The 20,927-nt window shown below is 65.2% G+C and carries 13 protein-coding genes; 7 read left to right on the top strand and 6 right to left on the bottom strand.

The annotated features are described in order from the left end of the window. Nucleotides 1-74 precede the first annotated feature (74 nt). The 5 genes from glgB to DU478_RS08335 form a co-directional block, all read right to left on the bottom strand. Nucleotides 75-2,261, bottom strand: coding sequence for a 1,4-alpha-glucan branching protein GlgB (gene glgB, locus DU478_RS08355; protein WP_114510489.1), 2,187 nt, complete (start codon nucleotides 2,259-2,261; stop codon nucleotides 75-77). A gap of 72 nt (nucleotides 2,262-2,333) precedes the next feature. Next, the gene (locus DU478_RS08350) at nucleotides 2,334-4,712 is read right to left on the bottom strand and encodes a glycogen/starch/alpha-glucan phosphorylase (protein ID WP_233501162.1); all 2,379 of its coding nucleotides are present in this window, start codon (nucleotides 4,710-4,712) and stop codon (nucleotides 2,334-2,336) included. Between the two features lie 171 nt (nucleotides 4,713-4,883). Next, on the bottom strand, nucleotides 4,884-5,867 hold the full coding sequence (locus tag DU478_RS08345; RefSeq protein ID WP_114510487.1) for a glucokinase: 984 nt from the start codon (nucleotides 5,865-5,867) through the stop codon (nucleotides 4,884-4,886). Next, nucleotides 5,860-7,194, bottom strand: coding sequence for a GH1 family beta-glucosidase (locus DU478_RS08340; RefSeq protein WP_114510486.1), 1,335 nt, complete (start codon nucleotides 7,192-7,194; stop codon nucleotides 5,860-5,862). The genes DU478_RS08345 and DU478_RS08340 overlap by 8 nt, the downstream gene beginning before the upstream one ends. A gap of 52 nt (nucleotides 7,195-7,246) precedes the next feature. Then, on the bottom strand, nucleotides 7,247-8,275 hold the full coding sequence (locus tag DU478_RS08335) for a LacI family DNA-binding transcriptional regulator (RefSeq protein WP_114510485.1): 1,029 nt from the start codon (nucleotides 8,273-8,275) through the stop codon (nucleotides 7,247-7,249). A 260-nt stretch (nucleotides 8,276-8,535) separates the two neighbouring features. Here DU478_RS08335 and DU478_RS08330 point away from each other — a divergent pair, with 260 nt between their 5' ends. The 6 genes from DU478_RS08330 to DU478_RS08305 all read left to right on the top strand — a co-directional run bounded on the left by DU478_RS08330 (nucleotide 8,536) and on the right by DU478_RS08305 (nucleotide 15,496). Continuing rightward, nucleotides 8,536-9,891 carry an ABC transporter substrate-binding protein gene (locus DU478_RS08330; RefSeq protein ID WP_114510484.1) on the top strand — a complete coding sequence of 452 codons (1,356 nt, stop codon included), beginning with the start codon at nucleotides 8,536-8,538 and terminating at the stop codon, nucleotides 9,889-9,891. A gap of 73 nt (nucleotides 9,892-9,964) precedes the next feature. Continuing rightward, nucleotides 9,965-10,942 carry a carbohydrate ABC transporter permease gene (locus tag DU478_RS08325; protein WP_114510483.1) on the top strand — a complete coding sequence of 326 codons (978 nt, stop codon included), beginning with the start codon at nucleotides 9,965-9,967 and terminating at the stop codon, nucleotides 10,940-10,942. Between the two features lie 3 nt (nucleotides 10,943-10,945). Further along, the gene (locus tag DU478_RS08320; protein ID WP_114510482.1) at nucleotides 10,946-12,217 is read left to right on the top strand and encodes a carbohydrate ABC transporter permease; all 1,272 of its coding nucleotides are present in this window, start codon (nucleotides 10,946-10,948) and stop codon (nucleotides 12,215-12,217) included. 92 nt (nucleotides 12,218-12,309) lie between these two features. Then, entirely contained in the window at nucleotides 12,310-13,962 is a 1,653-nt protein-coding gene (locus DU478_RS08315; RefSeq protein ID WP_114510515.1) for an alpha-glucosidase family protein, read from the top strand. A gap of 27 nt (nucleotides 13,963-13,989) precedes the next feature. Then, nucleotides 13,990-15,084, top strand: a complete 1,095-nt coding sequence (locus DU478_RS08310; protein WP_114510481.1) for an ABC transporter ATP-binding protein — start codon at nucleotides 13,990-13,992, stop codon at nucleotides 15,082-15,084. Between the two features lie 124 nt (nucleotides 15,085-15,208). Next, complete coding sequence (locus DU478_RS08305; RefSeq protein WP_114510480.1) at nucleotides 15,209-15,496, top strand: putative quinol monooxygenase; 288 nt, start codon at nucleotides 15,209-15,211, stop codon at nucleotides 15,494-15,496. A gap of 5 nt (nucleotides 15,497-15,501) precedes the next feature. Here DU478_RS08305 and DU478_RS08300 read toward each other — a convergent pair whose 3' ends face one another. Further along, nucleotides 15,502-17,694, bottom strand: coding sequence for a VWA domain-containing protein (locus tag DU478_RS08300; protein WP_114510479.1), 2,193 nt, complete (start codon nucleotides 17,692-17,694; stop codon nucleotides 15,502-15,504). A gap of 248 nt (nucleotides 17,695-17,942) precedes the next feature. On the opposite strand from DU478_RS08300, the gene uvrA reads away from it, so the two are divergent. Next, the gene (uvrA, locus tag DU478_RS08295) at nucleotides 17,943-20,825 is read left to right on the top strand and encodes an excinuclease ABC subunit UvrA (RefSeq protein WP_114510478.1); all 2,883 of its coding nucleotides are present in this window, start codon (nucleotides 17,943-17,945) and stop codon (nucleotides 20,823-20,825) included. Nucleotides 20,826-20,927: the final 102 nt, after the last annotated feature.

Below are 20,927 nucleotides of genomic sequence, written 5' to 3'. Positions count from 1 at the left end.
CTTTCCCCTCCCTTTGGTCGGCGGCCCTTATCCGGTGCCGTCCGTCCCGATGTGATCGTGTTTTCCGCTCCGCATCAATCCTTTATCAAGTAGACCGCCGACAGCGGCGGGATCACAACCTGCGCGCTGGCCGGCTGACCGTGGCTCGGCGTGTCGATGGCCGTGACCGACCCCATGTTGCCGCGATCGCCGCCGCTGTAGAGGCCGGCATCGGAGTTCAGCGCCTCGCGCCATGTTCCTGCCGAGGGCATGCCGACCGAATAGGCGGGCTGTTCGACGGGGGTGAAGTTGCACAGCACGACGACCTCGGGATCGTCCTTGCCGCCGCGCCGGATCCAGGCAAAGACCGACCGGTCGGCATCGTTGGCCTCGATCCACTGGAAGCCGGCCGGGTCGCAGTCCTTGGCGTGCAGCGCCGGGGTCGCGGTGTAGAGCTTGTTGAGATCGCGGACGAGGTTCTGAATTCCCTTGTGAAGCCCGCTCCCGGCCATCTGCCAGTCCAGTTCCGCATCGTGGTTCCATTCGTGCGCCTGGGCGAATTCCTGGCCCATGAACAGCAGCTTCTTGCCCGGATGCCCCCACATGAAGCCGTAATAGGCCCGCAGGTTGGCGAAACGCTCCCAATCCGTGCCGGGCATCCTGCCCAGCATCGAGCCCTTGCCGTGCACCACCTCGTCGTGGCTGATCGGCAGGATGAAGTTCTCCGAAAAGGCGTAGTGCAGGCCGAAGGTCATCTGGTGATGATGGTGCCGCCGGTAGATCGGGTCCTTCTTAATGTATTCGAGCGTGTCGTTCATCCAGCCCATGTTCCACTTGAACCCGAAGCCCAAACCCCCGTCGTAGACCGGGCGCGACACCTTGGGGAAGCTGGTCGATTCCTCGGCCACGGTCATGATGCCCGGGGCCTGGCCGTAGGTCTCGATGTTCATGTTCTGCAACATGGCGATGGCTTCGTAGTTCTCGCGCCCGCCGTCCTTGTTGGGCACCCATTCGCCGTCCTTGCGGGAATAGTCGCGGTAGAGCATCGACGCCACCGCATCCACGCGCAGCCCGTCGACGTGATACTCCTCGAGCCAGTAGAGAGCATTGGAAGTGAGGAAATTCGCCACTTCGCGCCGCCCGTAGTTGTAGATCAGCGTGTTCCAGTCCTGATGGAAGCCCTCGCGCGGGTCCGCATGTTCGTAAAGCGCCGTGCCGTCGAACTGGCCCAGCCCGTGCGCATCGGTCGGGAAATGCCCCGGCACCCAGTCGATGATGACGCCCAGATCCGCCTTGTGCGCGGCGTTGACCAAGTCGCGGAACTCGTGCGGCGGGCCGTGGCGCACCGTCGGCGCGAACAGACCCACGGGCTGATAGCCCCAGGAGCCGTCAAAGGGGTATTCGCTGATCGGCAGAAGCTCGATATGGGTAAAGCCCATGTCCTTGACGTACTCGACCAGTTCGGTCGCGGCCTCGACGTATGACAGCGGGCGGTTGCCGTCCTTGCGCCGCCACGAGCCAAGGTGCACCTCGTAGACCGAAATCGGCGCCTCGCGGCTTTGCGCCGCCTCGCGCTTGGACATCCAGCCCTTGTCGGACCAGCCGTAGCCGCGGATGTCGCGCACGACGCTGGCATTCTCGGGCGGATGCTGAGAGCCAAAGCCCACCGGATCGGCCTTGAGCGGCATGACCTCGCCATGGGCGCCGACGATCTCGTACTTGTAGACCGCGCCTTCGCCGACGCCGGGCACGAAGATTTCCCAGACGCCCGTGGCGCCGCGCCGACGCATGACGTGCCGCCGCCCGTCCCACAGGTTGAAATCACCGACGACCGAAACGCGCCGCGCATTGGGCGCCCAGACCGCAAAGCTGGTGCCCTCGACGCCCTCGTGTTCGCGCACATGCGCGCCAAGGGCTTGCCAGAGGCGTTTGTGCGTGCCTTCGCCCAACAGGTATTCGTCTATCTCACCCAAGACGGGTCCAAACCGGTAGGCATCTTCGACCTCCCATTCCGCTCCATCGGCGGCCTTGCCGCGCAGGAGATAAGGTTTCGTGCCCGCGACCTTGCCGCGAAAGACACCTTGCAGACCGGGCAGCGGATCGAGCGGATGGGCCTTGCCCTCGACCACCGCCGACATCTCGACCGCGCCCGGATCGTAGGCGGTCACACAGCGGCTGCGTCCGTCCTTGTGTGGCCCGAGGATGGCAAAGGGGTCGTTGCACCGCGCTTCGGGGATCTTGCGGAGTTCAGCGAAAAGCTGCGGTGTGATCGTGTCAGACATGGCTCAACCCTAAGCTTGTTCGTTTGGTATTCAAGTCGCCCGCCCGCCCAGCGGTTCCTCCGCGCGGCGCGCTCAGTCCTCCAGCAGGCTGCGGGCGTTCCAGATGTCGCCCATGTAGCCGCGGATCGTCCGGTCGGACGAAAACCAGCCCGACCGCGCGGTGTTGAGCGCGGCCATGCGCATCCAGGCATCCTGGTCGCCATAGGCACTGTCGACCTCGCGCTGCGCGCGCCAGTAGTCAGTGAAATCCGTGGTGACGAGGAAGTAGTCCGGCCCGGTGAGATTCTCGACGATATTGGCGTAACGCGTGGGTTCGTCCGGCGAAAAGAGCCCGGTTTCAATGGCTTCAAGCGCGGACTTCAACCTCGTGTCGTTGGCGATGGCCTTGGCCGCGTGGCCGTCGATGGCGCGGCGGGCATCGACCTCGTCGGCGGTCATGCCGAAGAGAAAGAAGTTCTCGGAGCCCACTTGTTCGCGGATCTCGACATTGGCGCCGTCCAGCGTGCCGACGGTCAGCGCGCCGTTCAGCGCGAATTTCATGTTGCCGGTGCCCGACGCCTCTTTCCCGGCGGTCGAGATCTGTTCGGAGAGGTCCGCGGCGGGGATAAGCCGTTCCGCCAGCGTCACGTTGTAGTTCGGCAGGAACACCACCTGCAACAGATGCCGCGTCTCCTCGTCCGCGTTAATAACCTCGGATACATCGTTGATAAGACGGATGATATCCTTAGCAAAGAAATAGCCGGGTGCGGCCTTGCCGGCGAAGATCTTGACCCGCGGCGTCCAGCCCACATCGGGGTTGGCCTTGATCTCCTGCCAATGGGCGATGGCTTCGAGGATGTTGAGATGCTGGCGCTTGTATTCGTGCAGGCGCTTGATTTGCACATCGAACATCATCGCCGGATCGACGGTGACGCCCTGCGTTTCGGCCATCCAGGCAGCCAGCTCGGCCTTGTTGTCGTGCTTGGCGGCAGCGTAACGCGCCAGCCATTCGGCATCGTCGACGTGGCTTTCCAGACCCTTGAGCTGCTCGAGGTCGTCGACCCAGCCGCTGCCGATGGTGTCGGTGATGAGCGACGACAGGCGCGGGTTGCAAGACAAAAGCCAGCGCCGCGGCGTGACACCGTTGGTCTGGTTGAGGATGCGGTCGGGATGCAGCCGGTGCAGTTCCTCAAAGACGGTGGTGGTCATCAGCCCCGAATGCAGCGCCGAGACGCCGTTGACCTTGTGTGCCATGATGAAGCTCAGCTCGCCCATCTTGACCTGTCCGTCGGCCCTCGCGCTGACTTTGCGCGACGGGTTGGCCTTGGCATGGGCGTCGTCGATGCGGTCGACGATCTGCAGGTGCCGCGGCAGCAGCTTGCCAAAGAGGTCCTCGCCCCAGGATTCCAGCGCCTCGGGCAGCAGGGTGTGGTTGGTGTAGCTGAGGCAAGCCTGCGCCGTGGCCATGGCATCCTCGAATCCCATGCCGCGCTCGTCGAGCAGCAGCCGTACCAGTTCCGGCCCGGCAATGGCGGGGTGGGTGTCGTTGAGCTGGATAGCGACCTTCGACGGCAGCAGGCCCAGGTCGTCGTATTCGCTGTCGAACCGGCGCAGGATGTCGCGCAGGGCACTGGCGGTGAGGAAATATTCCTGCTTCAGCCGAAGCTCCTTGCCCGGCCCGGTGGTGTCGTCGGGATAGAGCACGCGGGAGATGGTGCGCGCCAGCGCCTCGGGCTCGGCCGCCCCGGCGAAATCGCCACGGTTGAAGCTGTCGAGGTCGAAGGGGTCCACGGCCTTCGCCGACCACAGACGCAGCGTGTTGGCCCAGCGGCCTTTCCAGCCGACGATGGGCGTGTCGTAGGCTTCGGCCTCGACGAATTCCGCGGGCGACCAGGTGGCGGTCTCTCCCTTGACGTCGACCGTGCCGCCGAAGCCCAGCCGGAACCGCGCCTCGGGGCGTTCGAACTCCCAGGCATGCTGTTGCAGCAGCCAGGTTTCCGGCGCCTCGATCTGGCGGCCGTCCTTGAACGACTGCCGGAACAACCCGTGTTCGTATCGCAGCCCGTAGCCGTAGGCCGGGCAGCCGAGCGTCGAGAGGGATTCGAGGAAACAGGCGGCAAGACGGCCCAGCCCGCCGTTGCCCAGCGCCGCGTCCGGTTCGTCCGCCAGCACCGTATCGTAATCCTGGCCCAGCTCCTCGAGCGCGCCGCGGGCCTGGTCCACCAGCCGCAGGTTGACGATCCCGTCTTCCAGAAGCCGTCCGATGAGAAATTCCATCGACAGGTAATAGACCCGCTTGGCCTGCTCGGCATAGCTCTTGCGGGTCGCGGCGAACCAGCTGTCGACGATCTGGTCGCGCACCGCGAGGCTCAGCGCCATGCGCCAGTCCTGCACCTGCGCGTGTTCGGGGTCTTTGCCCAGCGCATATGTGAGGTGGCGCAGGATCGCGTCGCGGAACTGTGCTGCGGTCATCGTGGGGCTCGTTACCATATTCATGTCGGATCCTATGTCTTCGCTGTCCCGCGGTAAGGCGTCCGGGGCGCCGTTACCGCTATCAACCGTTTTCCCGTCCCTCTGACAAGGCGGGCTGCGCGATTTGCGCGCAATCGAAGGGCGCCTGCACAAGGTTTGTGCAGCGGGTCATCACGTGTCGCCGTGCCGGCCCAGAATTTCGGCCAGGTGACAGGCCGACCCGGTCAGAGCGGCGTAGTCGTCGGTGATCAGATGCACCGGGAACTGGCCCATGAAGTCGCGGAACCGGCCCTTGTCGGCAAAGGCTTCGGCAAAGCCGCCGGTGATCAGATGTGGGGCGAAGTGGCGCGCCACGCCGCCGCACAGATAGATGCCACCGAAAGGCAGCATGACCAGGGCGAGGTTGCCGCAGACCCGGCCCAGCATCTTGGAAAAGACCGCGACTGCCTTGGTGGCGCGGGCGTCGCTGCCGTCCGCCGCGGCCTGCATGATCGCACCCGCGTCGAGCGGCGCGCCGTCGCCATCCTCTTCGCAGAGCCAGGCATAGACCCGTTCGAACCCGCGGCCCGACAGCACGTCCTCGACCCCGGGCGTGCCGTGCTTGCGGGCGATGAACGCCATGAGCCGCAGTTCTTCCTCGGTCTGGACAGGCAGGGTGATGTGGCCCGATTCGGACGGCGGCACCAGCGTCTGGTCGCCCAGACGGAACACCGGCGCGGCGTTCATGCCGGTGCCGATGCCGATCACCAGCTTGGCGGCGTGGGGGGCGGCCTTCTGCCCCGGCAGCAGTTCGGTCAGCGCGTCTGCAGCGAGGAAATCCAGCGCATGGCCCTGCGCCTGCAGGTCGTTGAGCACGGCGACCGTGCCGGCCCGTGTGGCGTCGCGGATCACGTCCCGGTCGATGGTCCAGTCAAGGTTGGTGAGCTGCCCGACCCCGTCGCGTACCGGCCCCGCCATTGCGACGCAGGCGGCGGCGGGGGCGGCGTCCATATCGGCCAGGTAATGCGTCAGCACGTCGGTCAGTCCGCCGTTATCGGCATTCCGATAGCGCCGGATGCTGTCGGCGATCACCTCTGTTCCGCGGCTGAGCGCCACGCGGGTGTTGGTGCCGCCGATATCGGCGACGACCGCCAGCCTGTCCAAGGGTTCAGCCATGATCTTGCCTTTCCAGCGCTCGTGCCAGCGCGTGGTACGAGGCTTTGGGCGTGCGTTCAAGGCTGTCGAAATCCACGTGAACGAGGCCGAAGCGCTTTTCATACCCCAGCGCCCATTCGTAATTGTCCAGAAGCGACCAGAGGAAATAGCCCTTGACCGGCACACCGTCATCCATGGCGCGGCGCACCGCCGCCACATGGTCGCGGATGTAGTCGATGCGGTGGGTGTCCTCGACCTTGCCGCCGGTCATCGGATCGGGCGCGGCCATGCCGTTCTCGGTCACGAGGATCGGCGTGTCGCCGGTATATTCGGCCGCCGTGCGGATCAGGAACTGGTAGAGCCCGTCGGGATAGATCTCCCAATCCATGTAGGTCTTGGGCAGCGGCCCCTCGACATCACGCAAGGAAGGCCAGGCGCCGTCGGTGGCCGCGACGATGCGGCGGGTGTAGTAGTTGATGCCGCACCAGTCGACGGGGGTCGTGATGGTGGCGAAGTCGTCCTGCCAGCCGTGGGGCAGGTGCGGCTCCAGCCCCGCCAGAACCTCCGCCGGGTATGCGCCCTTGAAGACGCCGCTGAGGTAGAAGCGGTTGTAATATCCGTCGAACCGTGCACGGGCGGCCTCGTCGGCGGCGCTGTCCGACGCGGCCTTGGCCCATTCCATGTTGAACACGGCCCCGAGGTTGTTCATCCCCATGGCCCGCATCGCCTGCGTCGCGGTGCCGTGCGCTTTCAGAACATGGTGCATGGCCCGCGCGGTGGCGCGGATGTCGCGCAGGCCGGGGGCGTGGATGCCTTCGAAATGCGACAGCCAGGCGACGCACCAGGGTTCGTTGATCGTTGCCACCGAATGCATGCGATCGCCGATACGGCCCATGATCACTTCGGCAAAGTCGGCGAACCATTTTGCCACGTCGGGATTGGTCCAGCCGCCGCGATCGGCGAGGGCCGAGGGCATTTCCCAGTGGTAGAGCGTCACGCAGGGCTTGATCCCCCGCGCCAGCATCGCATCGGTGAGCCGGTCGTAGAAATCGAGGCCCTCCGGGTTGGGCGTGCCGCGCCCCTCTGGCAGGACGCGCGCCCAGGAGGTGGAAAACCGGTAGCAATCGAAGCCCGCCGTCTGCACGAGGTCGAGGTCCGCTTCGTAGCGGTGGTAGTGATCGCAGGCCAGCGCGCCGTTTTCGGCCCGCAGCACGTTGCCGGGGGTGGCGGCGAAGGTGTCCCAGTGGGTCTGGCCCGCGCCGCCAAACTGGTGACCCTCGATCTGGTAACTCGATGTGGCGGTGCCGAAAAGGAAATCGTCGGGAAAGTCGGCGCGGCGGAACGGCATGCTGTGGTCCTTCTCGGAATTTGCTTCTGTGTCAGAGGGATATGGCGCAACGTTAAGACTGCGGGGCAGGGCCGGTGGAGCGGCCGATGATCAGCTCGGCCTCGAGCATCCGGTGCCGCGGCCCGCTGCCGGGGTCGGCGATCAGCTCCAGCAGCATCTCTGCCGCCAGCGCCCCATGGCTGCGCACCGGAGAGCGTGTCGCGGTGAAAACCGGCACGGCAGCGCGGTTGCGCAGGTAGCTCAGGTCGTCGTCGTGGCTGACCAGCGACACGTCGCGGCCCATGACCAGCCCCGCCTCGTCCAGCGCGTGGCGCACCCCGATGGCGGTCACGATGGAGGATGTGACGACGGCGGTCGGCGGCGCGGGGGCGGCCAGCATCTGCCGCATGGCATTGTAGCCCAGCTCCTCGGTCATCTCGCCACTGAACAACAGGGCAGGGTCGGGCGTGAGGCCTGCGTTTTCAAGTGCGGCGCGATAGCCTTCTCGGCGGCGATAGGCGAAATCCATCGCCTCGATCCCGTTGATCAGCGCGATCCGGCGGTGTCCGAGGTCGATCAGGAACTGCGTCGCCCGGCGAAAGGCGCGGCGGTTGTTCATGTCGATCCAGGAATAATCCGCCGTCATGTCCGAGGCGCGGCCGTGCACGACGAATGGAATGCCAAGATCGGCCAGGAAGTCGATGCGGCTGTCCACCCGCTGCGGCCCGTGCACGATCAGCCCGTCGACATTGCCCTTGGCGCGCAGGTCGCGGTAGCGCTGCTCCTGTGCGCCGTCCTCGACCAGGCTGATGACAAGGTCATAACCGGCGCGGGTGTAGACCTCGGAGCTGCCGGTGATGAAATCGGCAAAGACCGGGTTCACCATCTCGTGCTTCTTCGACACCGGGATGACGTGACCGATGGACATGGCCCGGCCCGTGGCCAGCCCCTTGGCGCGGGCGTTGGGGGTGTAGTTGTGCAGCCGCGCGGCCTCCTGCACCCGCAGCCGCGTCGCCTCGCGCACTTCGGGATAGCCGTTCAGCGCGCGGCTGACGGTGGTCTGGCTCAGCCCCAGATGTTCGGCGAGTTGCTTCAGGTTCATGTGGCGCAGTGTCCAAAGCGCTTTAAATTCCGCTGCACCATAGCCGCAAGATTTATCGAATTGAAAGGGGGAAGCGCACAGGTCTTTAGCTGCAGCGCAGCATTATTCTTGCAGGAAAAGTTCCTCTCAGCCGTTGACTCAAGATCGGGGTTCAGACAGCTTGCAGACCATCAAAGCGCTTTGAAAAAGGCGCGCGGCGAATTAAATCTTGCGCCAAGGTGCAGGAATGCCCTGACATATGACTAGGGAGGATCAAGAACATGAAACACACGTTATACGTGAGTGCGGCCGCGCTCGCCCTGTCCGCCGGCGGGGCCCTCGCGCAAAGCGATCTGCCCTTCGCCGTCGGCGAGGGGGCGTTTGACTGGGACAGCTACACCGGCTTTGCAGAACAATACGATCTGTCGGGCGCGACTGTGGAAATCACCGGCCCCTGGACCGGCAACGAGAAGGAAAAGGTCGACCAGGTCTTCCGGTATTTCGAGGAGGCCACGGGCGCCGACGTGAACTATTCCGGTTCCGACAGTTTCGAGCAGGACATCGTGATCTCGACCCGTGCGGGATCGGCCCCGAATCTCGCGGTCTTCCCGCAGCCGGGGCTTGCCGCCGACCTCGCCAGCCAAGGCCTTCTGACGCCGCTGCCCGACGGCACCGCCGAGTGGGTGGCAGAGAACTACGCCGCCGGCCAGTCCTGGGTGGATCTTGCCACCTACGAAGGTCCGGACGGCACGGAGGACCTCTACGGCCTCTTCTACCGCGTCGATGTGAAATCGCTGGTCTGGTACAGCCCCATCGCCTTTGACGAGATGGGCTATGACATCCCCGAGAGCATGGAAGAACTCAAGGAACTGACCCAGCAGATCGTCGATGACGGCGGCACGCCCTGGTGCATCGGCCTGGGATCGGGCGCCGCCACCGGCTGGCCCGCGACCGACTGGGTCGAGGACCTGATGCTGCGCACCCAGAGCCCAAAGGATTACGACGCCTGGGTCGCCAACGAGATGCCCTTCGACAATCCCAAGGTCGTCGCGGCGATCGAGGAATTCGGCTGGTTCGCCCGCAACGACGAATTCGTGCAAGGCGGCGCGTCGAACGTGGCCACGACCGATTTCCGCGACAGCCCGGCGGGTCTCTTCACCATTCCGGCGGAATGCTACATGCACCGCCAGGCCTCCTTCATCCCGGCCTTCTTCCCCGACGGGACCGAAGTGGGGCAGGACGTGGATTTCTTCTACTTCCCAGCCTACGAGGACCAGGATCTGGGCACGCCGGTACTGGGCGCGGGCACGCTCTTTTCCATCACCCAGCCGTCCGATGCCACCAGCGCGATGATCGAATTCCTCAAGACTCCGATCGCGCATGAGGTCTGGATGGCGCTCGGCGGGTTCCTGACCGCCCATGCGGGCGTCAATCCCGACACCTACGTGGAGGACGCCCAGCGCGCGCAGGGCCAGATCCTCGCCGATGCGACCACCTTCCGCTTCGACGCCTCGGACCTGATGCCATCCGAGATTGGTGCCGGCGCCTTCTGGTCGGGCATGGTCGACTACGTGACCGGCGCCTCGGCCGAAGAAGTGGCCAGCGACATCCAGGCACGCTGGGATTCGATCCAGTAAGCCCGAACGCCCTAGACCGCCGCCCTTGATCCGGGGCGGCGGCCGTCCGCGAAACCGCAGGCAGGAGCGCCCCATGTCCCCGATCCTTCAGGGTATTCTGACCATCATCATCGGTGTCGGCGGCTGCGTCGCCTATTTCTACAGTTCCAACTGGGTGCTGGATAAGGTGATCTTTCCGCCCCGGAACGACGATCATGGACGCAACATCAACCGCGCCACGCTGGTGCGGCCCTGGCTGTTCCTGTTTCCCGCGATGTTCGCGCTGGGGCTCTACCTGGCCTATCCGGTGGTGGGCTCGTTTATCCGCTCGCTCTACAACCGCTCCGGCGACACCTTCATCGGCTTGGGCAACTACACCCAGATGTTCTCCGAGGAAGGGTTCCGTACGGCGGTTCTGAACAACATCCTCTGGGCGCTGTTCGTGCCCGCCGCGGCGACCTTCCTGGGGCTTCTGGCGGCGCAGCTGACGGACAAGCTGCGCTGGGGCAACATCGCCAAGTCGCTCATTTTCATGCCGATGGCGATCTCCTTCGTCGGCGCCTCGCTGATCTGGAAATTCGTCTATGCCAACGATCCCGACATCGGCATCATCAACGCGGTGCGCGATTTCATCGGCCTGTCGCCGGTAGACCCGCTGCAGATCCCGTTCTGGAACAACTTCTTCCTGATGATCATCCTCGTGTGGATCCAGACCGGCTTCGCCATGGTGATCCTCTCGGCGGCACTGCGCGGCATCCCCGAGGAAACCGTCGAGGCGGCGATCATCGACGGGGCCAACCCGTTCCAGATCTTCTTCCGCATCAAGGTGCCGCAGATCATGGGCACCATCGTCGTGGTCTGGACCACGATCACCATCCTCGTGCTCAAGGTCTTCGACATTGTCTACGCCATGACCGGGGGCAATTTCGACACCGAGATCCTGCCCAGTTACATGATGGATTACATGTTCCGCGACGACGGGCGGGCGACCGCGGTGGCCTTTGTCATCATGATCATCGTGCTGCCCGTGATGGTCTGGAACATCCGCCAGGCGCGCAAGGAAATGAGGTAACCCATGGATAATATGGCCGGACAGAAGACCTCTCTTTCCATCGTCACCAACCTTTCGGTGGTGCTGCTGGTGGTGCTTTGGCTGGTGCCGACCGTGGGCCTGCTGGTCAGCAGCTTCCGCGACCGCGAACAGATTTCCGAAACCGGCTGGTGGGCGTCGATGTTCCCGGTCGAGGCCGCCTACCGCGTGTCGCCGGAGCCGGAGGACGTGACGCAGGACGGCGATCTTTACATGTTCTCGGGCAACCTCTTTGCCGCCTCGGACGATGTGACGGCGCAGGGCTCGGGCGATGTGTCGGGCTTCGGCATCACCGGGCGCGATCCCGGCATCGCCACACCCGGCACCACCTACGGGCGGTTGAAGCTGTTGGTGGCCGAACCGGATGGCGGCACGGACGAGGAAAACTTCGAGACTTCCTGGCAAACCGACGCCACGCCCGACGTTCCCGGAGAGGACGAGGACGGCCGGCCGGTGCAGGACTTCTATATAGACCGGGCGGTGACGGTGCAGGCCAACGGCGATTTCACCTGGATGCAGGACGGCGAGGTCTCGCGGCCGCCCACGATCTACATCACCGCCGCGGCACCGCCCGACTTCGGGCTGCAGAACTACGAGCAGATCCTCACCTCGGACAACATGGACCGCGCCTTCATCAACACGCTGACGGTGACGATCCCGGCGACCATCATTCCGATCCTGATCGCGGCCTTCGCGGCCTACGCGCTGGCCTGGATGGACTTCCGCGGCCGCGGCTTTCTCATCGCCATGGTGGTGGGTCTGCTTGTTGTACCGCTGCAATTGGCTCTGGTGCCGCTCTTGCAGCTGCACAACGCCGTGGGCATCGGGCAATCGTTCCTGGGCATCTGGCTCGCGCATACAGGCTTCGGCCTGCCGCTGGCGATCTACCTCTTGCGCAACTACATGGTCGGCCTGCCGCGCGACATCATCGAAAGCGCAAAGGTCGACGGGGCCACCGATTTCCAGGTCTTCACCAGGATCGTGCTGCCGCTGAGCTTTCCGGCGCTGGCGAGCTTTGCCATCTTCCAGTTCCTCTGGACCTGGAACGACCTGCTGGTGGCCAAGGTGTTCCTGCCGTCGAATTCCGAATCCTGGGTGATGACGGTCAAGATCGCCGACGACCTGCTGGGGTCGCGCGGCGGCGACTGGGGCATCCTCGCGGCGGCGGCGTTCATCTCGATCGCGGTGCCTCTGGTGGTGTTCTTCGCCATGCAGAAATACCTGGTGCGCGGCCTGCTGGCCGGCTCCGTCAAGTAATTCCGCGCTGCCTCGGTCACGGGCCGGGGCAGGGCGCCCAAACGCGACTTCGGGTCCCGGACGGACCCCATCCAAGGATACGACCCATGACCATGGCCATGGCGCAAAGCGCCCCCGCCCCCGAGACCGCAACCGCCTCCGACTGGTGGCGCGGTGCGGTGATTTACCAGATCTACCCGCGCTCCTTCCAGGACAGCAACGGCGACGGCATCGGCGACCTTCTGGGGATCTCCCAGCGGCTGCCGCATGTGGCATCGCTGGGCGTCGACGCGATCTGGATCTCGCCCTTCTTCAAGTCGCCCATGCGGGATTTCGGCTATGACGTGAGCGACTATTGCGACGTCGACCCGATGTTCGGCACGCTGGCGGATTTCGACATCCTGATCTCCACCGCGCACCGGTTGGGGCTGAAGGTGCTGATCGACCTGGTGCTGTCGCATTCCTCGATGGATCACCCGTGGTTCGTCGAAAGCCGCGCCAGCCGCGACAACCCGCGCGCCAACTGGTACGTCTGGGCCGATCCCAAGCCCGACGGCACGCCGCCCAACAACTGGCTGTCGATCTTCGGCGGCTCGGCCTGGCAGTGGGAGCCGCAGCGGATGCAGTACTACCTGCACAACTTCCTGACGGAACAGCCCGACCTCAACTTCCACGAGCCCAAGGTGCAGGAGGTGCTGCTGGACACCGCGCGGTTCTGGCTGGATCGCGGCGTCGACGGCTTCCGGCTCGACACGATCAACTTCTACGTCCACGACGCACAGCTGCGCGACAACCCGCCGCTGCCCGAGGAAGAGCGCAACCCGATCACCGCACCAGCGGTCAATCCCTACACTTGGCAGAACCACCTCTATGACAAGACGCAGCCGGAAAACCTCGATTTCCTGCGCAAGTTCCGCAAGCTTCTGGACGAATACGGCGCGGTGTCGGTGGGCGAGGTCGGCGACGACCAGCGCGGGCTCGAGATCCTGGGCGAATACACCGCCGGCGACGATCTGGTGCACATGAGCTATGCCTTCGAGCTGCTGTCGGATCACATGCCGACCGCGAAATACGTCGCCAAGGTCATGGACGACATCGCCCGCGCCGCCCCCGACGGCTGGGCCTGCTGGGCGTTTTCGAACCACGACGTGCCGCGCCACGGCTCGCGCTGGGGGCTGAACGACGCGGCGGCGCGGTGCTTCATCACGCTGATGATGTGCCTGCGCGGCTCGGCCTGCCTTTACCAGGGCGAGGAACTGGCGCTGCCCGAGGCCGAGGTCGCCTTCGAGGACCTGCAGGATCCTTATGGCAAACGCTTCTGGCCGGCGTTCAAGGGCCGCGACGGCTGCCGCACGCCGATGGTCTGGGAGCCCAGCAACCAGAACGGCGGGTTCTCGTCGGGCATGCCCTGGCTGCCGGTGAGCCACGATCACCTCAACCGCGCGGTGTCGACGCAAGAGCAGGACCCGGCGGCGATCCTGCATCACTATCGCCACGCGATCCGCTTCCGGCGCAACCACCCGGCGCTGCGGACGGGCGATTTCACCCCGCTCGAGGTGCGGGAGACGGTGCTGAGCTTCATCCGCTCGGACGGCGAGCAGACCCTGTTCTGCGCCTTCAACCTGAGCGGCGATCCGGCGGCCATCGACATGCCCGAGGGCACCTGGCGTCAGATCGGCGCCGAACTGGGCAGCGCGGGCGTGTCGCCGGACGGGCGCCTGCATCTTGGCCCGTGGCAGCCCAGCCTCGCGCTGCGCACCGACTGACGGGAAAGAATTGGGGGAGGAGAGACCATGGCAAACCTGAAACTGACCGATGTGGCCAAGACCTATGGCGGCACGGTCGATGTCCTCAAAGACATCAACCTCGACATCAAGAAGGGCGAGCTGATCGTCTTCGTCGGCCCCTCGGGCTGCGGCAAGTCCACGCTGTTGCGGATGATCGCGGGGCTGGAGAAGATCACCGGCGGCGAATTGCAGATCGACGGGCAGGTGGTCAACGATGTGCCGCCCGCGCAGCGCGGCATCGCCATGGTGTTCCAGTCCTATGCGCTCTACCCGCACATGACCGTGCGCGACAACATGAGCTTTGCCCTCAAGATCGCCAAGAAAAGCCAGTCCGAGATCGACGCGGCGGTCGAGAAGGCCGCGAAGATCCTGCAGCTCGATCCCTACCTTGATCGCCTGCCCAAGGCGTTGTCGGGCGGCCAGCGCCAGCGCGTCGCCATCGGCCGGTCGATCGTGCGCGACCCCAAGGTCTATCTCTTCGACGAACCGCTCTCGAACCTCGACGCGGCGCTGCGCGTGGCCACCCGGATCGAGATCGCGCAGCTGAAGGAATCGATGCCCGACTCGACGATGATCTACGTCACACACGACCAGGTCGAGGCGATGACGCTGGCCAGCCGCATCGTGGTGCTGGCCAACAAGGGCATCGCCCAGGTCGGCAGCCCGCTTGAGCTCTACCAGAAGCCCAATTCCGAATTCGTGGCGCAGTTCATCGGCTCCCCCGCGATGAACCTGCTGCCCGGCACGGTCACCGGGACCGGTTCGCAGACCACCATCCGGATGGACGGCGGCGGCTTGGCGGTGTCGGATTACCCGTCCGAGCCGTCGGACGAAGGCGCCGAGGTCAAGGTCGGCGTCAGGCCCGAGGATTTCCTCGAGGTCGAAAGCGGCGCGGAACATATCTACGCGGGGAAGGTCGATATCACCGAGGCCTTGGGCGAGGTGACGCTGCTTTATTTCGAGAAGGAGATGGGAAGCGACCCGGTGATCGGCAAGCTACCGGGCATCCACGCCGACCTGCGCGGCAAGGAGGTCAAGCTGGGGGCCACGCCGGACAAGGTGCATGTCTTCCGGAACGGACGGTCGCTGCTTTATCGGTGAGCTGGGGGGATCCGCGCGATGCGCGCGGATACGAGAGACACCGTCCGGTGCGCTTGCGCAGCGGCGCAATCACAACCTACTCTCGTGCTCTCTGGAGTTTATTGGCAAGATGAAGGAGGGGCGTATGGCTTTGACGGTTGTGGCGCGCATCACGGCTGTGGCCGGTGAGGAAGAGGCCCTGAGGCAGGCGCTCGAGGATTTGGTGGCGCCGACGCGGGCGGAGGCGGGATGCCTGCAGTACGACCTGCACCGGGACAACGACGCGCCGGGGGTGTTCCTGTTCTTCGAAATCTGGGAAAGCCGCGCGCTCTGGCAGGATCACATGTCCGCGCCGCATATTCTCGCGCACCAGGCGGCGACCGGGGAGATGGTCGCCGACGTGGCATTACACGAGATGACGCGGATCGCCTGACGCGTCTATTCCGCGGTCACCTCGAGCGGACGGCTGGCGATGACGGCCTTGCCGTCACCAAGGTGATAGCGCAGCTCGTAGCTGCCGGGCGTTTCGGGCACCTCCATGACCATCGGGCTGTCCTCGGTGGTATAGACGTAGCTCAGGTATTCGCCCTCGGGCGCGCCGGCGCCGACGAGGCCGATGAAATCGCCGCGATAGTCCGGCCCCTCCCAGTCCACCGCCAGCTTGCCGCCCGCAGGCGCGGTGTCGGCGGCGGCGAGGGTCGCCGTGACCTCCTCCAGCTTGATGTCCTTGCGGGTGAGGATCACCGTGCCGTCGCCGGTCGCCACGTAGCGCAGCTCGTAGGTGCCGGGCTCGGTCGGCATCTGCAGGATCAGCGGCGATCCTTCGCGGGTGTAGGTGTATTTCTCGTACCCCTCGTCCCCGGGCCGGGACACGGCGATATAGTCGCCCTGGTAGGCCGGACCGTCCCAGCCCACCGCCACCGGCGCGCCGGCGCGGGCGCTTTCCGGCGCGCGGAGTTCGGCGCCGACGGCGACGACCTCGATCGGGTAGGCGGCCAGCTGGGTCTTGTCCTGGCTCATGTAGTAGCGCAGTTCGTAACGCCCGGTTTCCAGCGGCATCTTGAGCCCGAGGGGCGAGCCGTCGCGGGTGTAGGTATAGGTCTCGTAGCCCGCGTCGTCGGGTTTGGACACGGCGAGGTAATCGCCCTTGTAGTCCGGCCCGGTCCAGGTCAGCGACACCGTCTCGCCTGCCTGGGCCTGCGGCGGCGCGTCGATCGTGGCCGTCACCGGCGTCACGGTGAGCGGCCGGGTGGCCAGCACGCGGCGGTCCTGGCTCATCACGTAGCGCAGCTCGTAGGTGCCGGGCTCCGGCGGCAGCAGCAGCTGCGCGGGGCTTCCGTCGCGGGTATAGGTGTAGTTGATATAGGCCTCGTCGCCGGGCCAGCCGACGGCGATGTAATCGCCCTGGTAACCGGGCCCTTCCCAGGTCACCGGCAGGGTCGCGCCCGCCACGGCGCTGTCGTCGGCCATCAGCGAGGCGGGCGGGTCGGTGACGGTGATCAACGCCCGGGCAAGCACCTTGCGACCTTCGGACTGCACGTAGCGCAGTTCGTAGACCCCCGGTTCGGACGGCAGGCGCAGCTGCAGCGGCGAGCCGTCGCGGGTGTAGGTATAGGTCTTGTAGCCGTCCTCTTCCGGCAGGGCGGCGGCGATGTAGTCGCCCTTGCCGTCCGGGCCTTCCCAGCCCACCGGCACGGTGTCGCCCGCGACGCCGGTTTCGGGGCCGTCGACGCTGGCGGGCGGCAGCGGCACCGGCAGGACCAGCGTGACAGTCTTGTCCGCGCCTTCGACCATGACGCTCTGGCTGTCGGTTTCCTCGTCCTCGGGGCGCAGTACGGTGACGGTATAGCCGCCGTCCTCCAGCGCCTGTTCCAGCGTTGCGCCGCGCTCGAAGGCCACGACCGGCGTGTCGCCGGCATCAAGGCTCCAGATCAGCGGCGTGTCGATCTGCGGGCCGTTCGGCCCGGCGGTGGCGCGGAAGGTCACGGTGGCGGGCTCCGGCGCGGGTTCGGCCACCACGTCCGACAGGGCGGTGCCAAGTTCGCTGGCATTGGCGGCGGTCAGGAACCGGCCGCCGGTTTCGTCCGCAAGGCATTGCATCTGCGCCAGCGCCTCGGGGTCGGAAACATCGAAGCCGACCACATGGGCGGTGAAATCCACGCCGGTTTCCTCCAGCACACGCGCCGCGGCGCAGGGATCGGGGTTGCAGGTCTCGATCCCGTCCGAGACCAGGATCACGGTCGCCTTTTCCTCGCCGTAGCGCAGCGCTTCGGCGGCCATGCGCACGGCGTCGGTCATCGGGGTTTTGCCCTTGGGCTGGATGCCGTTCACCGCCGCGGCGATGTCGTCGCGGGTGCCCGCGCCGGGGGCCACCAACGTTTCGATATCCGTGCAATCGCCGCGGGTGCGGTGGCCATAGGCCGACAGCCCCAGCGCCTGCTCCTCGGGAAGGCTCTCCAGCAGGTCGCCGATCACCGATTGCGCGATGCCGATCTTGGCGGTGCCGTCGATCTGACCCCACATCGACCCCGAGGCGTCGAGCACGAGGATCGTCTGGCCGCCGGTCGACTGGGCGGCTGCGGGCAGGGCAAGGGACGCGGCCAGTGCGGCGGCAGAGAGAATACGGCGCATGGAAAACTCCTGGTCTCAAATCCCGGGCAGGATTTCACAGATACCCGGCTCTGAGAAGTCCGGATTCCCGGAAATCCCGGCGTACGCCCCACGCCCATTTGCCCATTCCCGAGGCAGAGCGCAGGACGTCGCGGCAGGCGCCCCGGGAATCCGCGGCTCGCGGCCAAAGTTCCGTATTCGTTCTCATTTTCCGGTTGGCGAAATCGCGGGTCTCGCCTATGTGTTAAAAATTGGTTTCAGGGGGTCCCATGGCCGAGCTCAAGCATATCGAGGTGCGCGGCGCGCGCGAACACAATCTCAAGAACATCGACGTGGATATTCCGCGCGACCAACTGGTTGTGATCACCGGGCTTTCCGGCTCGGGCAAGTCCTCGCTGGCCTTCGACACGATCTATGCGGAAGGCCAGCGCCGCTATGTCGAGTCGCTGTCGGCCTATGCGCGGCAGTTCCTGGACATGATGGAAAAGCCCGACGTCGATCATATCTCCGGCCTCAGCCCGGCGATTTCCATCGAGCAGAAGACCACCAGCAAGAACCCGCGCTCCACCGTCGGCACGGTGACCGAAATCTACGACTACATGCGGCTTCTGTTCGCGCGGGTCGGCACACCCTACAGCCCGGCCACCGGCCAGCCCATCGAGGCGCAACAGGTGCAGGACATGGTCGACCGCGTGATGGAGATGGAGGAGGGCACCCGCGCCTACCTGCTGGCGCCCATCGTGCGCGACCGCAAGGGCGAATACCGCAAGGAATTCCTCGAGCTGCGCAAGCAGGGCTTCCAGCGCGTCAAGGTCGACGGGCAGTTCTACGAGCTGGACGAGCCGCCGACGCTCGACAAGAAATTCCGCCACGACATCGACGTGGTGGTCGACCGGCTGGTGGTGAAGGACGGGTTGCAGACGCGCCTCGCGGACAGTTTCCGCACCGCGCTCGATCTTGCCGACGGCATCGCCATCCTCGAGACCGCGCCGAAAGAGGGCGAGCCGGAGCGCGTGACCTTCTCCGAGAATTTCGCCTGCCCGGTCAGCGGCTTTACCATTCCCGAGATCGAGCCGCGGCTCTTCTCCTTCAACGCGCCCTTCGGCGCCTGTCCGTCCTGCGACGGCCTGGGGGTGGAGCTCTTCTTCGACGAACGGCTGGTGGTGCCGGATGCGGACCTCAAGATCGGCGACGGGGCCATCGCGCCATGGCGCAAGGGCAAATCGCCGTATTTCACCCAGACCATCCAGTCCATCGCCAAGCACTACGACTTCAACCCCTCGACCAAGTGGAAGGACCTGCCCGCGCATGTGCAGCAGGTGTTCCTTTACGGGTCGGGAGACGACGAGATCCCGTTCCGCTATGACGAGGGCGGGCGCGTCTACAACGTGACGCGCAGCTTCGAAGGCGTCATCCCCAACATGGAGCGGCGCTACCGCGAGACCGATTCCAGCTGGATCCGCGAGGAATTCGAGCGCTACCAGAACAACCGGCCCTGCGGCACCTGCGAGGGCTACCGTCTGCGGCCCGAGGCGCTGGCGGTCAAGATCGGTCCGGCCAAGGGTCAGCCCGAGGACCGGCTGCATGTGGGCCAGGTGGTGCAGATGTCCATCCAGGAGGCGTTCGACTGGTGCGAAACCGTGCCAGGCTCGCTGACCCAGCAGAAGAACGAGATCGCCCGCGCCATTCTCAAGGAAATCCGCGAACGCCTTGGTTTTCTGAATAATGTCGGGCTGCAATACCTGACGCTGTCGCGCAACGCGGGCACCCTGTCGGGGGGCGAGTCGCAGCGCATCCGCCTTGCCTCGCAGATCGGGTCGGGTCTGACCGGCGTGCTTTACGTTCTGGACGAACCCAGCATCGGCTTGCACCAGCGCGACAACGACCGTCTGCTCGGCACGCTCAAGAACCTGCGCGACCAGGGCAACACGGTGATCGTGGTCGAACATGACGAAGAGGCGATCCGCGAGGCCGACTACGTTTTCGATATCGGTCCGGGCGCCGGGGTGCATGGCGGGCAGGTGGTGTCCAAGGGCACACCGGCCGAGATCATCGCGGATCCGAATTCCATTACCGGTCAATACCTTGCGGGCACGCGTGAAATCGCCGTGCCAGCCACCCGGCGCAAGGGAAACAAGAAGAAGCTGACGGTCGTCAAGGCCACCGGCAACAACCTCAAGACCGTCACGGCGGATTTTCCGCTGGGCAAGTTCGTCTGCGTGACCGGCGTCTCGGGCGGTGGCAAGTCGACACTGACAATCGAAACGCTGTTCAAATCCGCCTCAATGGCGCTCAACGGCGCGCGGCAGACGCCGGCGCCCTGCGAGACCATCAAAGGGTTGGAGCATCTCGACAAGGTCATCGATATCGACCAGCGCCCCATCGGACGGACTCCGCGTTCGAATCCAGCCACTTACACCGGGGCCTTCACCCCGATCCGCGACTGGTTCGCCGGTCTGCCAGAGGCCAAGGCGCGGGGCTACAAGCCCGGGCGGTTCAGCTTCAACGTCAAGGGCGGCCGCTGCGAGGCCTGCCAGGGCGACGGCGTCATCAAGATCGAGATGCATTTCCTGCCGGATGTCTACGTGACCTGCGAGACCTGCAAGGGCGCGCGCTATAATCGCGAAACGTTGGAAATTCGCTTTAAAGGCAAGAGCATCGCGGACGTTCTTGATATGACGGTTGAAGATGCCCAGGAGTTCTTCAAGGCGGTGCCGAGCATCCGCGAGAAGATGGATGCGCTGGTGCGCGTGGGTCTGGGCTATATCAAAGTGGGCCAGCAGGCGACGACGCTGTCGGGCGGCGAGGCGCAGAGGGTGAAACTGTCGAAGGAACTGGCGAAGCGATCGACCGGGCGCACGCTCTACATCCTCGACGAGCCGACCACGGGTCTGCATTTCGAAGATGTGCGCAAGCTGTTGGAAGTGCTGCATGAACTGGTGGATCAGGGCAATTCGGTGGTGGTGATCGAGCACAACCTCGACGTCATCAAGACCGCCGATCACCTGATCGATATCGGTCCCGAAGGCGGCGACGGCGGCGGCAAGATCGTGGCCGAGGGCACGCCGGAACGGGTGGCCGAGATCGAGGCCAGCCACACCGGCCGCTACCTCAAGCCGATGCTCGCGGCCCGCAAGGTCGCGGCGGAATGAAAAAGGCGGGCCACGACGGCCCGACCTTTGCATTTCGTGGTGCAACTCGTGGCGGAGCTCCTTGCGGACCTGACGCTATCTACGGCAAAGCCTGCCGAAGAG

Source organism: Thalassococcus profundi, assembly GCF_003344785.1.
Classification (GTDB): Bacteria; Pseudomonadota; Alphaproteobacteria; order Rhodobacterales; family Rhodobacteraceae; genus Puniceibacterium; species Puniceibacterium profundi.
The sequence above is the reverse complement of the archived record's forward strand: the minus strand, read 5'-3'. Positions and strand labels throughout refer to the sequence as shown.

What these genes read in the sequence shown, in the direction of transcription:
- glgB (WP_114510489.1), bottom strand. Translation starts at nt 2,261, where the DNA reads ATGTCTGACACGATCACACCGCAGCTTTTCGCTGAACTCCGCAAGATC.
- DU478_RS08350 (WP_233501162.1), bottom strand. Translation starts at nt 4,712, where the DNA reads ATGACCGCAGCACAGTTCCGCGACGCGATCCTGCGCCACCTCACATAT.
- DU478_RS08345 (WP_114510487.1), bottom strand. Translation starts at nt 5,867, where the DNA reads ATGGCTGAACCCTTGGACAGGCTGGCGGTCGTCGCCGATATCGGCGGC.
- DU478_RS08340 (WP_114510486.1), bottom strand. Translation starts at nt 7,194, where the DNA reads ATGCCGTTCCGCCGCGCCGACTTTCCCGACGATTTCCTTTTCGGCACC.
- DU478_RS08335 (WP_114510485.1), bottom strand. Translation starts at nt 8,275, where the DNA reads ATGAACCTGAAGCAACTCGCCGAACATCTGGGGCTGAGCCAGACCACC.
- DU478_RS08330 (WP_114510484.1), top strand. Translation starts at nt 8,536, where the DNA reads ATGAAACACACGTTATACGTGAGTGCGGCCGCGCTCGCCCTGTCCGCC.
- DU478_RS08325 (WP_114510483.1), top strand. Translation starts at nt 9,965, where the DNA reads ATGTCCCCGATCCTTCAGGGTATTCTGACCATCATCATCGGTGTCGGC.
- DU478_RS08320 (WP_114510482.1), top strand. Translation starts at nt 10,946, where the DNA reads ATGGATAATATGGCCGGACAGAAGACCTCTCTTTCCATCGTCACCAAC.
- DU478_RS08315 (WP_114510515.1), top strand. Translation starts at nt 12,310, where the DNA reads ATGGCCATGGCGCAAAGCGCCCCCGCCCCCGAGACCGCAACCGCCTCC.
- DU478_RS08310 (WP_114510481.1), top strand. Translation starts at nt 13,990, where the DNA reads ATGGCAAACCTGAAACTGACCGATGTGGCCAAGACCTATGGCGGCACG.
- DU478_RS08305 (WP_114510480.1), top strand. Translation starts at nt 15,209, where the DNA reads ATGGCTTTGACGGTTGTGGCGCGCATCACGGCTGTGGCCGGTGAGGAA.
- DU478_RS08300 (WP_114510479.1), bottom strand. Translation starts at nt 17,694, where the DNA reads ATGCGCCGTATTCTCTCTGCCGCCGCACTGGCCGCGTCCCTTGCCCTG.
- uvrA (WP_114510478.1), top strand. Translation starts at nt 17,943, where the DNA reads ATGGCCGAGCTCAAGCATATCGAGGTGCGCGGCGCGCGCGAACACAAT.